The organism is Caenibius sp. WL (assembly GCF_019803445.1).
Lineage (GTDB): Bacteria > Pseudomonadota > Alphaproteobacteria > Sphingomonadales > Sphingomonadaceae > Caenibius.
Genome location: NZ_CP081844.1, coordinates 2,891,047 through 2,904,417 on the forward strand (window position 1 = coordinate 2,891,047; position 13,371 = coordinate 2,904,417).

A 13,371-nucleotide genomic window follows, 5' to 3' on the forward strand; every position below is an offset into this window, starting at 1 on the left:
TCGATCACGCCGGTGACAAATTTTGTGGCGGGCTTTGAACGTGATTTGAGGACACAAATGCTCAACTTCGCACTTCAGTTGCCACAGCCCTTGCAGCACGGCGGCCGGAGTAGATGCAATCGGCATAAGACAGGCCGCTGACATAGAGGTTGGAGCAAATGCCTACCGCGTTGCGTCCAGCGGCATAGAGGCCAGGCACGCTGCCGCCCTCTGCATGCTGGACCTGCCCGGTCCGTTCATCGACGATCAGCCCGCCAACGGTCATGCAGGCGATCGGAAACATGCGTGCATCGACGGAAGCGTCAATCGCATAAAAGGGGCCTTCCTCCAGCGCGATCATCTCGTCCGGAGTCTTGTGGAACTGGTCGGTGAGTTCGCCCCGTGCCGTGCGGTTGTATTGTGCGATCGTTGCGGAAAATCCGGCAGGATCGAAGCCCATTTTGCTTGCCAGTTCTTCCGGCGTCTTTCCCTTGGTCGCCGCGAACAGGCAATTGACGATAGTGATGTCGCGCTGGAAGCCCAGCACGCCATAACCGAAGGCATCGCGCAGCGCCTTGCGGAACAGTTTGCGGTCGAGAATAATGTAGCCTCGGCCATCGTTGCGCTCGACCATCTCGTCGCCGATCCGCGCGCCATACCAGGTTTCGTTGACGAAGCGCGCCCCGCGGCCATTGACGAGCATACCTTGCCCCCAGGCTTTAGGCGGCGAAAGAAAACGCCAGGCTGAGACGCGCTCCATCAGTTGCGTGGCACCGCCCACGGTAACGCCAAGCATGATACCGCTGCCGTTGTCGCCCAATGTGCCGTTAGGCATTCCGGCGGCGTATTCGGGCGCGAAGTGCTGCACCATGGGCGGATTGCAGATGAAGCCACCTGCGCTGAGGATCAGGCCTTTTCTGGCGCGGATCCACGTGCTTTTCCGTTCGCGGGCTTCCAGTGCCCGCGCTTTGGCGAGATAGCGATAGCCGATCGCAATGGTGACCCGGGCACCAGGAAACGTGCCAGACAGCATGGACATCCACTTGTTCGCCTTGGCGATATAGCGCGAATGCTTTCCGCGGATTGCCGGGTCTGCGAAGCGTTCGACCCTTATGCCGACCACACGCCCGGTGCTGTCCACAGCGAGTTGCCGCGCTTCGGCGCCGGGGTGAAAGATCAAACCTTTGGCCAACGCTGCTTCACGCAAGGGATTGTACATGCCTGCGCCGACGCCCCACGGCTTGTTGCCGTTGCGGAAATGTACCCGGTGGCCGCGTGCGGCGGGCGGCGTGATATCACGATATGGCGCGGCCAGAGTACTGTCGGGATGATAGAGGAATTTGTCGATCGGCGGGTACGAGGTCTTCTCGGGATAATAGCTGGCCTCGAACGGTGCACCGTGGCCGCGCAGCCAATCGAGCGTTGGGGCACTGCTCTCGCAAAAATCACGCAGTGTTTCATCGGAGACCACATCGCCGGTTTCGTGTTTGAGATAGGCGTACATGCGTTCGGGGTCATCGGTGACACCCGCTTCGCGCTGGATCGAGGTTCCGCCTCCTGCATAATAGACGCCGCCATTGGCCGCAGAAGATCCGCCGCCATCGTACTGGTCGACCGCGATCACGCTCATGCCTTCTTCAAGGCCCTGCAGCGCGGCAGCGATTCCGGCGCCGCCCAGGCCAACGATGACCATGTCGGCTTGCTCGCCCCAAGCATGGGTGTCGGGATCGTCGAGCACGAGCGGGGCATCGATAGACAGGCCCCATTCCGTGATGGGCTCGCCGGCACGCGGCATTGGGCGGGGGGGCTTGTTTCGCGGATCGTACCGGAGTGCTGCCAGAGCCGTATCTTCGATCATCGTTCCATTCTCCTGAACCATCTGGCGCGCCTTCTCTTCCTGGAATCACTTTGAGCGAGGAGTTGGCAGCTCGTTTGTCCCGCGAATGAAATTAACTTGTCTAATAGTCAAGTTTAATGCATTGGAGCCTCGCTGATGAAGCGGATAGGCGGGCAAGCCATGTTCAGGTGTGCTGGTGAAAGGGCCCATGGAGCGCAAGAATGTCCGAAGCCGAAAAGGCGGCCGTCCCAGCAGTGCGTCTACCGCCCGCCTGAGCGAGGAAATCCTTGGCGCAGCGGAAAAGACGTTCCTTGCGCAGGGCTTTAACGGAGCCAGTGTCGAGGCCATCGCCACTGCTGCCGGAACCAGCAAGCAGACCATCTATGCTCGTTTCGGAACCAAGGAACGGCTCTTTGTGGCCGTCAGCAATGCGCTCCTGGCTTACAGATTCGAGACCAGGCTGCTCGAGCATGCCACTTTGCGAGACAAGCTTTTGGCGGTGGCCAGGCAGATGCTCGATGCCATGCTCGATCCCAAGATGGTGCGGATGTATACGATCATCACGGCCGAGGCGCAGCGTTTTCCCGATTTGGCGCGCGCAGTTGATCACGATGACACTTTCCCCGGCCGCGCCCTAATATTGCAGATACTTACCGAGGCGGCAGAGAGTGGGGAGGTTCATTGCGGCGACCCGCGCAAGCTGATGCTCATGTTTCAGGACATGGTTCTTTCGGCACCCTTGCGTTCGGCAGCGCTAGGTCTGGGAAAATTCGATGCTCCGGGGCTTCAAGAATGGGCTACGACAGCAGTCGACATCTTTCTTAAAGGCTTGCTTCCTCGCTAATGACTCAATCTACAATAGATCAGAGAGTGCTGTTGCCTGACAATATAGCGAACCGTTGGCAGCACCTCTTACGCAAATGAACCTGCAGCAGGTTTCAATCACGTGCTCGAGCACCACGAAGGGCAACTAGGTTGGCGTTCTCAGATAGCCCGCTTTGACAGAAAAGTTGGGGGAAGCGGAAATCGCGCAAACTTGAAGGCATGGTTCTCAAATGCCAGCCTATTCACTGATCGATTGCATCGAATGATTGGAACCAGCCAGATGCCTGACCCTCGCGCAGAACAAATAGAGAGGTATCGGCAACTGCATCGCGAAGAACGAAGCGGTTACAGCCGCTGGCTACTTCTGATCAAAGAGCTTCGCGTTACGCACGAGGTCAGCAAGCCTGCTTAGTAGCGCTTTAACTGACAGACTGCTGAGGTTATGGGCCTGAGAGCGTCGTCTCCACGGCTGCAACAATCTCTGCGATTGGGATAGTGAATACACCACCATGGGCTCGTCGCCATTCCGCTATCCCTGGGCTCGCATCAGGGAACTCGGTTTTATTTGAAGCAAGCCGAGTGACACTTGCATCCAATGTAGCTTGAGAAACAGGGATGTGCTGGAGTATTCCGCCTGCATCGGGGGCGTCGGGCAGATGCAAGCCGGTCACACTAAGATGATAGATCGTTTCATCTCTGCCAGCGATGCTGAGATGCTCTATCTTTTGAATACGAAGGCGCGAGCCAACGTCGATGGGGCGAGTTTGGTATTCCCAGATTTGGCCTTCTTCGTATCGAGATTGCGGGGATGCTCCGAGCAGTGCAAGGGCAGAAGCCAACAGCGAACAGGTTCTGAAGACGTTCACGCAATTTCCCCTTTGCGATCAGACAAACCCGTCGATGGCTCACAAGATCGACAGCAGCAATAGGAAATATTTTGGCTCACCTTAAACGACTGCTAAGTTGGGGCTGGCAGTCATCGCCAACGGCGAGATTAGCGTACCAAATGAACTCCGAAAATCGTGTACGTGCCCTCTTCGCAACCACCTCCGAACGCCCCTTGATCGATAGCGGCAACAGCCTCTTCGAGTGTGTTCATCAAACAATGCTCATTCACCGGTAGCTGCTCAGCCACAGCGTTGCACGAAAGCGGCGAATGTTCGAGGAAGTCTCCGAATACAACGACGTCATAGCCTAAAAGAGATACTGCGGAGGGGGCTGCCGGAGGTAGGACGTTATCGTCGACAGCGGCAGATCGGGCCGGTGATCTTGGCCGCCAGCAAGTGGCGTCGAAATTCCATCCATCTGACTCTAATTCGAGCTCATAAGCTGTGTAGTAAAATAAGGTCGTCTTGTTCACATCGGCGCCACCTTCAACAGCCAACGTTCCGATTACATCCGGGTTATTCGCCAGTCCGAAGCTGTTGTGCAACCACACTCCCTGCACATCGATCACGTTGTCATTTACACAGTCCGCCACGCTGCAAACGTCTTTGATATGCTTGAGTCCTGCAGTCAGCCACCCAGGTGGCGGGGATACATGCTTCAGGAGATAACCGGCGGGAACCATGACTGCAGTCCTAAACCGGAACTGAGCTGTCTGCTATGTTAGTGTTCTCAGCACGCCCATTTCGGCGCAAATGTCGGGGTCAGCGGACATGAGTGAGGTCATTGGCGCTTAGTGCTGACGCTACAGCTTTTTCAAGGACAGGAACAATCCCAATGGGACGAGGCCATCACCGGCTAATAACTTCTCATTCTCCGCCGCATCGGCCTTGTCGAAGCACCAGCCCCGCCCTCGGTATCGCCTCACAATAATGGACGATGTGATCCAGGGGGTTGGGTCAGATCTCGTTAAACGGCGATTACGGTACTGGCATAGTGCCTTGCCGCGCCAACGATTCGTCCAAGCGCAACTGAGTGTTCCTTCATCACCAATTTCCCCCGTCTCTACCTCTTCGAAATCAATGATCGTACATCTATTTGTTAGAAGGCAGCTGCAACTCGTATCCCTCGGCTCAAGCGTTTCCTTCGGTGACTTTGGCCATCTTGGCGCACCCTCCATTGTGTCCATGGGGTCGCCGCAACCGACAAGCGCAAAGAGCAGGAGAACAAAAGGGCCGCTTTTCATCTCGGCGAACATGACACGCCTATGCACCGGTCACAATTCAGCCATGTTCTCCAAACCAATTTCAGCAATGTTGGGGGAAGCGGACACTCGCTACTTCGGAAGATTGGCCATCGCCTCGTTGACGATCTGCTCCTCCAACTCCTCGGTGTTGGTTCCTACGTAAGCCTCCATGCGCCAGCGTCCATCGAGGAAATGCTTGCCTACCGGGCGTTCCAAGAAGCCGACTATCTCAGCGAGTTCGGCTTCGGTGAATTCCCAGTTTACATGGTCCTCGTAAGCCTGCTGGTATTCGGCCTGGTATTTCGCGTAGACGTTCGTCAACGCGGTCATTCGTTTCTCAAAGCTGGCCTCCAAGTTTTCGATCACGCCTTCCCCGTTTGCTGTCTGCCACATGGGTCCGCCCGGAACGGCATAGCGTTCGAGAAAGCTGCCGGTATCAAGCTGGTCCTGACGTCCAATCGCCCGCAGAAACCGACGAATGAGAAGCAGCTTCGAGGGGCTGGGAGGCTCATCGATTCGCTCGGATGGTGCCAGCGTTTGAGTGGACTGCACAGGGGCCGCGAACGAGTTCGCAGGCCATAACAGCGCAGCGAAACCAAGCAGTAGCAACGTCTTCATCTGCCCGTTGTGACCCAGAACGGCTATGTCCGCAATGTGGGAGGTAAGCGAACATTCGAGGCACTAACGAACCTGCTTATGCCCCAAACATTTTAACATGATCGGCAGGTCGCTACGGCGTGTTTTATAATCTGCGCGAACGAACAGCATGGCACGCGTTCCAACGTTATCCTTTGTCAGAACAACCTCGATATGGCGGACATCGTTCACCAGTGGTTTGTCGGGATCTGGAGCAATGAAAAGATTCGCAAAAATGGGCAACAAGCTTTTCCTTCGGCCACTACTCGGCCTCGGATTGGATACTGCCAATCCTACACCAGATCGTTTCGACAAACATCGTGCAACCTCACTGGCTGTATTCGGCCCTTGAGCATCAATGCGAAGCGTCATCCCATTGCGATACAGTGCCGCTGCTGCAGGGGAGGTGATCATTCCAAGGCCAATATCAAAAGAAAATGGATCGGTTTCCGGCAGGACATCTGCAAGCAATCGCATGCAAACTGAATGCCCGCAATGTTGGCGTTCTCAGCATACCCGTTTTGGCGCGAATGTTGAGGGGTTATTGACCGATCATATAGGTGACGGTCAAATTTGCGCGGGTTGTGATCAGTTCCGGATTTATGGTTATGGGCACCGGAGGAGGAGGAGAGGCAATTGCCAGCGAAGGAGAAGCAGCGCGCTTTTGGGCTGTCACAATGATATAGCCGCCAGTTTGCTGCTCATTGGTGTTGATGCTTAAAATAGGCCCGAGAGCCACGTGGCTTGCCGCAGCGATGGCTGTCGCTTTTGTCGCTGCGTTAGAAAGCGCGGAATCGATTGCTTGCTGCTGGGCCAATCGCGCGTCGCGCAGACCAAAATTTCTGATTTGAGCGTCGAATGCGCCACCTCGACCAACCAGACCAACCATTGTGCCAGCATCTTTTACCGCTATGGTTCGGACGGCAATCGACTGTGTCGCCACATAGCCGAGAATTGTGCAGGCGCCTTTAGACATTTGCGGCGAATCATAATCCTGCTCTCCGCAGTCATTGCTTCGCACAGGTACAACCTTGACCTCGTCGGTTCGTGGTTCTGCAGTAAGATCGATTTTGCGAAGCTCCGTCTCAATTTTGGCACTTTGTGCGGTCATCGAATGAACCGCCTCGTCGCTCGTCGAGCCTTCGCCCCGCGCAGTATAGGAAATGATGGCGAGATCAGGCGGGGTCATGACTTCGCCGTATCCCGTCACAACGATTTTCGGCTGCTCACGCATCGCTTGGGGAATAGGCTGGGCGCCAGAAACATGGGCTGGCATACTCGCAAGTAGTGTAAGTCCAATCCATTTGAGACGCATGAAAAATCCCCCTCCGCATCGCGACGACTCCAGCTTATGGGTGCTTTAGCGCAAGGGCAACCAATGTCCGCTTTGTTGGCGTGTCTGGTCAGGCGGGTTGAGGTCGAAAACCTCAGATAGCTGCCATAGCAACGGGCCACCGCTGCACGACTGCAGCCGCCGACGAAGCTGCCATTCGCGGCGTCTAAGCAGGTCGTTAGAACCCGCCATTGGTTCATACTCATGAGACAGCTGCCCCGCGGCAGCAATCAGCTGTGGTTACTACGGGCCTGGAGGACAAGTTTGTTGGATAGCTGGTGCCAATTTAAGGTCAAGATTATCATATTGTGCCAGAAACACAGGTGTCCTGCGTAAGTTAGGTTTCGCTCGCACATCGCGAAGCTTAATCCGCCTCATCCGACGTCTCATAGGGAGAGAACATTGGAGAAGGTTATCTACGTGCTCTGGAAGGCGGAGAGCGAACCGCTCGACAGCTTCAACCAGATCTTGCTGCAGCAGGCGAGCGATCAACTGCTCGCGCTGGGCGTGGAGAAGCTGCAGATCAATCTCGTGGATGCGGACGTAGCGGCGGGACAGCATCTTAGCGCCGGCCCGTTGCGGCCGGCCCCCTCGGCCATGGTGTCGTTCTGGTTGAACGCAGCGCATGATCGGCCCGCTGCGGAAGAGGTGCTGGAACGGTTTGCTCCCCGGATCGCGGGATATGCCGTGGCGGAATCGACCGTACTGCCCAATACTGGACAGCCCGATACGCAGGGGCGCGTGCGCGGCTTTTCGCAACTGGCGTTCCTGTTTAAACTGCCCAGCATCACCCGCGAAGGCTTTCTGCAGATCTGGATGCGCGATCAGACCCGGGTGGGCGTGGAGACGCAGGACACCTTCTATTACTGCCAGAATATCGTAACCCGGGTCCTCACCCCCGGCGCCCCCATGTGGGACGGCATCGTCGAGGAGTGCTATCCTACCGAAGCGATGACGGATCCGCTGGTCTTCTGGAAAGCGAATGGATCGGAAGATGTCTACCGTGCGAACTACGAACGGGAAATGGCCAATGTGGCGCGCTTCCTCGATCTGGAAAACGGATCGGTGATGATCACCAGTGCCTACCGTTTGCCTGGATGGGCTGATCCGGCTCCGGCGGGGGCAGCGAACCATGGCTGAGCCCTTCGATCTTTCCGGAAAGGTGGCATTGGTAACCGGCGCAAGCAGCGGGATCGGGCAGGCTACGGCCCAGCTTCTCGGTCTGCGAGGAGCTAGGGTCGCAGTGGCGGCGCGGAACGCCGCGCGTGGGCTTGAAACGGTCGAGAGCATTCGCGCCGTGGGCGGGACGGCTACGTTGATCGAGGCCGATATGGAAGTCGCGGCAGATATAGAAACCATGGTGGAGGCGGTTCTCGAACAGTTCGGGCGGCTTGATATCGCGTTTAACAACGCTGGCATCACCGGACGCGCTGCACCTTTCCACGAGCAGGATCTCGACGACTGGGGCGAAGTCATAATGACGAACCTGACCTCGGTGTTTCTCTGCATGAAACACGAGATTGCCGCCATGCTGCGTTCCGGTGGCGGAGTGATCGTCAACAACTGTTCGGGGGCAGGCGTGATGGCCGCGCCGGGGCTGCCGCACTACACCGCAGCCAAGCACGGAGTGCTGGGACTGACCAAGGCGGCCGCGAAGGAATATGCGGCTCAGGGCATTCGCGTGAATGCCATTTGCCCAGGGTTCATCGAAACACCTCAACTCAGCCGGTTCCTCGAAGATCCAGAAGTGCGCGCAGCAGCCGTGAGCGGGATACCTGCTGGCGTCATGGGTCAACCGGATGATATCGCACGTGCGGTTGCTTTTCTGTGCTCTGGCGAGGCAGCCTATATCTCGGGCGATACGATGTTCGTGGATGGGGCGGTGATGTGCCGGTAAAATTGACTCTGTCAAAGCAACGGCGCCAATTGGCTGGGTAACCGCTTTATGAGGGCGGCTAAGTATGCGCAAACTCCACAAACTTGCCAATTCGTTCCGATATTTTCACCCACACTTGAGATCAACCGCATTCTAGCTTCTGGTCATGAGCCACAGATTGGGCAACTTCGACTAGCTCGCCTTTGGACCGACCTCGCCAACAAAACGGCCATACACTTGCTTGAATGAATCCGTCGGAAGCTGCCCTTCATTCATGTCCCGCCATACCTCCTGTGGTGCCAGAGGATCGACCTCAATTGGATAGAGCGCGTCAACAGGCGGCTGTTTCAAGCTTTCGACAAGCTCTTTGAAAAAATAGCGCCATTAAGGCATCCAGAAATATAGGAGCTACCAGACGAAGATGACGTTATCGCCCAACACCGTTCCAAAGGCCGTGACCCCGGAGGTGCTCGCATTCTGTCAATCAATCTCCAACGCCGAACCGATGTTCATCACCTCTGTACCCGTGCAGGGCGCCGTTCAGTCTTTCTGCTTCGAGAACGTACAGCGAAAAATTCGTAGAAGCGGAGGCACAACCGCATACGGCTGGGCGATCTGGCACATACCTGGGCTTTATTTTGAGGCCGAGCATCATGGAGTCTGGCGGAACAAGGCAGGGGGCTTGATTGATGTCAGCCCTCAGCTTGGGAGACGTCGCCGCCTACTGTTCTTGCCCGATGAGAGAGCTGGTTATGATCCACGACACCCCCGACAAAACATCATGGGTCCCGACGGTGATAGCCCGGAGGCGCATGAGCTGGCCGAACTCGGAAACCGCCGTCATTCGGTGATGATGCGCTGCCGTGTTCCGGGAACGCCCGAGATTCGGCTGTACGAAACCGATCAATTGGAGCTTGCGCAGATCGATCAGCGTATCCAAGCTCTTCTAGCTGTCGCCAGTACAGGGAACTCTTATAAATCAGGCTAGGCGTGGACTGAAAGACAGCCAGGCGTGCTCCGATACGGCAGGTGTCAGGCAGTCAGGTCTGACTTGGGAGCGACCGAGATGAGGGCGCGTAGCTGGCAGCTAGACCGCCAACATAGCCACCGGTCCCGGCGCCAAGTACGCGTATCAAAACTTGCCATACATTCAGGAGCGGCCTGGGCCGCTCGGAAGGCGAGAAGTGGGACTTTCTGGTCAATCCATATGGTCCCTGCGAACGACAGTTTCCGTAAAGACCGGACATCAATCTGTAATTACAAAGATCCGAACACTCGTCGTGTACTCGCGAGATGCGCTGATCTTCGCCGCGGTGTCCGTACGGTGGAAACGATGGCACCAAATCTTAGGGTTGCAGGCTGATCGACCCTGTCCCGGAAGCTTGTGACCTCACAAAATCGCAACGGGTGGATCACGAAACAGTTGGCGAACCACTGGCGGAGGGAAGCAATCCGCTACGTCCATCCGCCAAATCCCCCGTGAAGGTCTGCACCGAAAGTCGGTCCACGAGATCGCTAGGCGGATCGCTGTTCTCAAGGATAATGAACTGCGCACGCCCACTGAGGCTGGCCAGATGAAGGTAGAAATGCTCGTATAGCGTAGTCGCGGCCAGCTCCTTCTCGTCGGCAGCCAGCGCGCCGTGGCGTGGCACCCGGATCGGCTCTCGGTAGGTGAGAAGCGGCGTGTCGAGCGCCAACACGCCAGGATGAGACAGGCCTTTGTCCTGACAGTAGAGCAAAACCGCGACCTTGAACGCTGAGTGGAGGATAGCGCGGACGCCCTTTCCGTTTGCACCGCGCTCCTTGCCGTCCAGACGTATATCCTGGGTCTGACTATCGAACGACACGGTCGGATTCCCTGGAAACTTCCAAGCTTGGAGCACCTCAGACACCTTGCTGGCAAAATCATGGCCAGTCGGCCCGTCGATGCCGACGGTGAGTTTCGGCTTGGCCGCAGTTGGGGCCGTCGTGACCTGAGACAATTGCACGGCTAGGCGATCCCGCTCTTCAAACAACTTTAGGCGTTCGCGAACGGTGTCCCGCGCTTCGATCCTCTGTTCGTATTCGTCGCGTAATCCCGATTCCTCCGGACGAAGGGCGCCGAGAATCCGCTCCGCCGCTGCCATTCGCCGTCGCAGCCGTTCCGACGTTGCGAGATTGGTGGCGAAATCTGCCTCAAGCCCGTTCATCGTGGCGACCAGATCCCGGCGTTCCCGATCGATCCGCGCAATCTCGACGCGGGCCGCTACCCGTGAACGCTCGACATCCTGCCGCCCATGATGGTGCTGATGATCAACCTCGGCACCACATAAGGGGCAAGGGCGGTCGAGCCGCGCAAGAAGGAGATGGCCACCCTGGTCCAGGGCCTCAAGGCGCTCGACATCGGATTCATAGACCTCCATCAGCCGCGCGAACCGCGCCAGGGTCAGCTCGATCTCGCGGGCCTGGGCGGTCACACGATCCGCTTCGTCGACCATGCGCCGCCGCTCGCGTGTGACCTCGTCGATCCGGCGCTGACGCTTGGCGAGATCACCTTGGATGGCAATCAGCGAGGCGTCGATCCGCTTGCTTTGATCGTCGAGCTGCTGACGAGGGATGCCGATCGCGTCGATCTGCGCGTCCAGCGACGCGATCCATTCCTCCAGCAGTTCCTTCTGGCCTTCCTGGCGGGCCTTTCGGATCTTGGGTGGGACCACCGCCACGATCGCGGAATCGTCCCGCCCGGTCAGAAGCAGGCGGAAGAGATTCTTTTCCGCCGTCGCGCTCGTGTATTGGCCGGACAGGATCGGGCTGCGCGCATCGATGATCGAGCCCTCGTCCACGAAGATGAAGGGGTCGAGGGATCGGAGCGTGACGCTGTTCTTCTCGCCATTCTCGTTCTTGACGACGAACTTCCCGCCCAGTCCTAGGGCGCCAAGGAGGACGCTGGTGATGTTCTCCGTGCGGGCGTCATATTCCGCATCCAGCACCCGGAAGGGAACGCCGGGCGGCGGTTCGTGATGCAGTCCTTCGTAAAGCCGGAACCCGGCGCCCTGAATACCGCGATAGAGGGTGACCGGCCCGAGCGAAGGGACGTCGAGACCCAGCAGGACCGCTTCATAGCCGTCGAGCTGTTCGATCACAGGAAGCGGCGTCGACTTCCCCAGCATGAATTGCAGGGCGGCGAGCGTGAACGACTTGCCGGTGTTCGAGGCGCCATAGATGACGTTGGGGCCATCGGCGAACGGGAGCGTGCTCACCGGCTTCGCGGTGCCGATGAACGACAGATGCCGGAATATCAGGCGCGCGATCATGCCGACGGCTCGTAGAGTGTGCCTTCGCCCTGGAACTCAAGCGCCCACCGCCCGAGCCGCTGGTGCACGATGATTCGTAACTCCTCTTCCGGGAGCGCGCCGAACCGATCCGCGAGCCATTCCGCACATGATTTCAAGCGCGCGCTATAGGACGCTTCCATGAGCTCGATGAATGACGGAGCCTCCTCCCCGGCGACGTATCGTACCCCGTCCGCTCCATCGACGAGGGCAATGAGACCGGCGTTCAGCAGCAAATGAACGCCCTCGTCGATCAGCCGCCGGCGCACGAGCAGTTCACCCCCGCGTGACGGCAGGTCGGGGTGCAGGCTGTCGGGGCCTTCCACGTCGGCCGTATGCACGACGAGGTGGTCGAACCACGTCAGCTCGCTGATGGTGCAGGGCCGAGGATAAAAGGCATCGAGCACGACCAGAGCACGCAGGCCCGTCTCCAACGGACTATTGAACAGAGGCACATCGCCCAGCGCTGCCGTCATCACTTCACCCACGGGAGCACACCGTCGTTGGCGAAGTGGTGGCAGACGCCCTGCTTCACGGGAACCCGCGCATATTTACCGAGGACACCCGAGACCGACACGCCCTTGGCTTCATTCATGACGGCCGCGATCTTCGCCATGATGTCGGCGTGCGAGAGGCCATGGGTGTCGAACACGCCGTGAAAGATGTCCTTCTCGAATGTGGCGAGCACGGCTGGTTCGGTGCTGTCCCTGTAATAGCGCTTGAAGGAAGCGGCATCGAAGAACCGCTCCCGTTGAACGCGGAAATGAGGGCCGAACTTGGCATCGCCAAGAGCTTCGTCACCCGTGGTGTAAGACGGCGCGCCCTGTTCCTGATAGGCGGCGAGAAGCTGCGCGACGTAGGCAGCCTCTTCCGGCTGCATCGTGTCGGGGACGCTCCCGACCGGAGCTTCACCGGGATCCGCGTCAAACCATTTGACCAGCACGGGTTTCATCTCGTCTGTTCGGACGAGCTTGCCAGCCTCAAGCAGCGACACGTTCTGGAAGTCAAAAGCGTCGATGAGCGCGCGTATCTCGTCCGATAGCGGATGATGTTCACCCTCCACCAGATCGTCGGCACACCAGGTGTCCCATTGCTCCATCAGGCGCGGCCCGATCTTGCTGGGATGACCTATGAGGTTTCGAACGGCCCGGACCGCTCCCCTCGGAGCGACGTAATAGAAGTGCGCGGGGACGCCGAAATGCCCGGCAGCACTATGGAAAAATATCTTACCCAGCTCACGGATGAATTCCGGTTCGCCCAGTGCTTTCCTGAGCTGCTTGCACTGATAATTGTCCCACGGACCATCGAAACGAGCGGCCGTGCGATAGCCCACGACATCGCGCCCCATGTCTCCTGCACCGGAGAAACGGTCGCTGTCGGGATAGCGCGACCGCATCGACGCGACCCAGTCGTCAGTCAGCCGCTCCAAATCCGCGTCATTCA

The 13,371-nt window shown here is 58.0% G+C and carries 13 protein-coding genes; 4 read left to right on the top strand and 9 right to left on the bottom strand.

Annotated elements, in window-relative coordinates; translation table 11 throughout:
- Positions 1-61 precede the first annotated feature (61 nt).
- Positions 62-1,837, bottom strand: a complete 1,776-nt coding sequence (locus tag K5X80_RS13790) for an FAD-binding protein (RefSeq protein WP_222558286.1) — start codon at positions 1,835-1,837, stop codon at positions 62-64.
- 187 nt (positions 1,838-2,024) lie between these two features.
- On the opposite strand from K5X80_RS13790, the gene K5X80_RS13795 reads away from it, so the two are divergent.
- Complete coding sequence (locus K5X80_RS13795; protein WP_222558287.1) at positions 2,025-2,660, top strand: TetR/AcrR family transcriptional regulator; 636 nt, start codon at positions 2,025-2,027, stop codon at positions 2,658-2,660.
- Positions 2,661-3,081: 421 nt separating this feature from the next.
- Here the strand turns inward: K5X80_RS13795 and K5X80_RS13800 are convergent, their stop codons facing one another.
- The 5 genes from K5X80_RS13800 to K5X80_RS13820 all read right to left on the bottom strand — a co-directional run bounded on the left by K5X80_RS13800 (position 3,082) and on the right by K5X80_RS13820 (position 6,723).
- Positions 3,082-3,507 (bottom strand): hypothetical protein, encoded by a 426-nt coding sequence (locus K5X80_RS13800; RefSeq protein ID WP_222558288.1) that lies wholly within the window; start codon positions 3,505-3,507, stop codon positions 3,082-3,084.
- Positions 3,508-3,635: 128 nt separating this feature from the next.
- On the bottom strand, positions 3,636-4,211 hold the full coding sequence (locus K5X80_RS13805) for a hypothetical protein (protein WP_222558289.1): 576 nt from the start codon (positions 4,209-4,211) through the stop codon (positions 3,636-3,638).
- Positions 4,212-4,862: 651 nt separating this feature from the next.
- Positions 4,863-5,390 carry a DUF2059 domain-containing protein gene (locus tag K5X80_RS13810; RefSeq protein WP_222558290.1) on the bottom strand — a complete coding sequence of 176 codons (528 nt, stop codon included), beginning with the start codon at positions 5,388-5,390 and terminating at the stop codon, positions 4,863-4,865.
- A gap of 63 nt (positions 5,391-5,453) precedes the next feature.
- Complete coding sequence (locus K5X80_RS13815) at positions 5,454-5,885, bottom strand: hypothetical protein (protein ID WP_222558291.1); 432 nt, start codon at positions 5,883-5,885, stop codon at positions 5,454-5,456.
- A gap of 64 nt (positions 5,886-5,949) precedes the next feature.
- Positions 5,950-6,723, bottom strand: coding sequence for an SIMPL domain-containing protein (locus tag K5X80_RS13820; protein WP_222558292.1), 774 nt, complete (start codon positions 6,721-6,723; stop codon positions 5,950-5,952).
- Between the two features lie 420 nt (positions 6,724-7,143).
- On the opposite strand from K5X80_RS13820, the gene K5X80_RS13825 reads away from it, so the two are divergent.
- The 3 genes from K5X80_RS13825 (at position 7,144) to K5X80_RS13835 (ending at position 9,605) form a co-directional block, all read left to right on the top strand.
- On the top strand, positions 7,144-7,881 hold the full coding sequence (locus K5X80_RS13825) for a hypothetical protein (RefSeq protein ID WP_222558293.1): 738 nt from the start codon (positions 7,144-7,146) through the stop codon (positions 7,879-7,881).
- Complete coding sequence (locus tag K5X80_RS13830; protein WP_222558294.1) at positions 7,874-8,638, top strand: SDR family NAD(P)-dependent oxidoreductase; 765 nt, start codon at positions 7,874-7,876, stop codon at positions 8,636-8,638. The genes K5X80_RS13825 and K5X80_RS13830 overlap by 8 nt, the downstream gene beginning before the upstream one ends.
- A gap of 400 nt (positions 8,639-9,038) precedes the next feature.
- Positions 9,039-9,605, top strand: coding sequence for a hypothetical protein (locus K5X80_RS13835; RefSeq protein ID WP_222558295.1), 567 nt, complete (start codon positions 9,039-9,041; stop codon positions 9,603-9,605).
- Between the two features lie 424 nt (positions 9,606-10,029).
- Here the strand turns inward: K5X80_RS13835 and K5X80_RS13840 are convergent, their stop codons facing one another.
- The 3 genes from K5X80_RS13840 to K5X80_RS13850 are packed head-to-tail and all read right to left on the bottom strand — an operon-like array spanning position 10,030 to position 13,357.
- Positions 10,030-11,910, bottom strand: coding sequence for a hypothetical protein (locus K5X80_RS13840; protein ID WP_222558296.1), 1,881 nt, complete (start codon positions 11,908-11,910; stop codon positions 10,030-10,032).
- Entirely contained in the window at positions 11,907-12,416 is a 510-nt protein-coding gene (locus tag K5X80_RS13845) for an ABC-three component system middle component 2 (protein ID WP_222558297.1), read from the bottom strand. Before K5X80_RS13845 ends, K5X80_RS13840 begins: the two co-directional genes overlap by 4 nt.
- Complete coding sequence (locus tag K5X80_RS13850; RefSeq protein ID WP_222558298.1) at positions 12,404-13,357, bottom strand: ABC-three component system protein; 954 nt, start codon at positions 13,355-13,357, stop codon at positions 12,404-12,406. Before K5X80_RS13850 ends, K5X80_RS13845 begins: the two co-directional genes overlap by 13 nt.
- Between the last annotated feature and the right edge of the window lie 14 nt (positions 13,358-13,371).

Coding starts and splice junctions, on each gene's coding strand:
- K5X80_RS13790 (WP_222558286.1), bottom strand. CDS start 1,837: ATGATCGAAGATACGGCTCTGGCAGCACTCCGGTACGATCCGCGAAAC.
- K5X80_RS13795 (WP_222558287.1), top strand. CDS start 2,025: ATGGAGCGCAAGAATGTCCGAAGCCGAAAAGGCGGCCGTCCCAGCAGT.
- K5X80_RS13805 (WP_222558289.1), bottom strand. CDS start 4,211: ATGGTTCCCGCCGGTTATCTCCTGAAGCATGTATCCCCGCCACCTGGG.
- K5X80_RS13810 (WP_222558290.1), bottom strand. CDS start 5,390: ATGAAGACGTTGCTACTGCTTGGTTTCGCTGCGCTGTTATGGCCTGCG.
- K5X80_RS13815 (WP_222558291.1), bottom strand. CDS start 5,885: ATGCGATTGCTTGCAGATGTCCTGCCGGAAACCGATCCATTTTCTTTT.
- K5X80_RS13820 (WP_222558292.1), bottom strand. CDS start 6,723: ATGCGTCTCAAATGGATTGGACTTACACTACTTGCGAGTATGCCAGCC.
- K5X80_RS13830 (WP_222558294.1), top strand. CDS start 7,874: ATGGCTGAGCCCTTCGATCTTTCCGGAAAGGTGGCATTGGTAACCGGC.
- K5X80_RS13835 (WP_222558295.1), top strand. CDS start 9,039: ATGACGTTATCGCCCAACACCGTTCCAAAGGCCGTGACCCCGGAGGTG.
- K5X80_RS13840 (WP_222558296.1), bottom strand. CDS start 11,910: ATGATCGCGCGCCTGATATTCCGGCATCTGTCGTTCATCGGCACCGCG.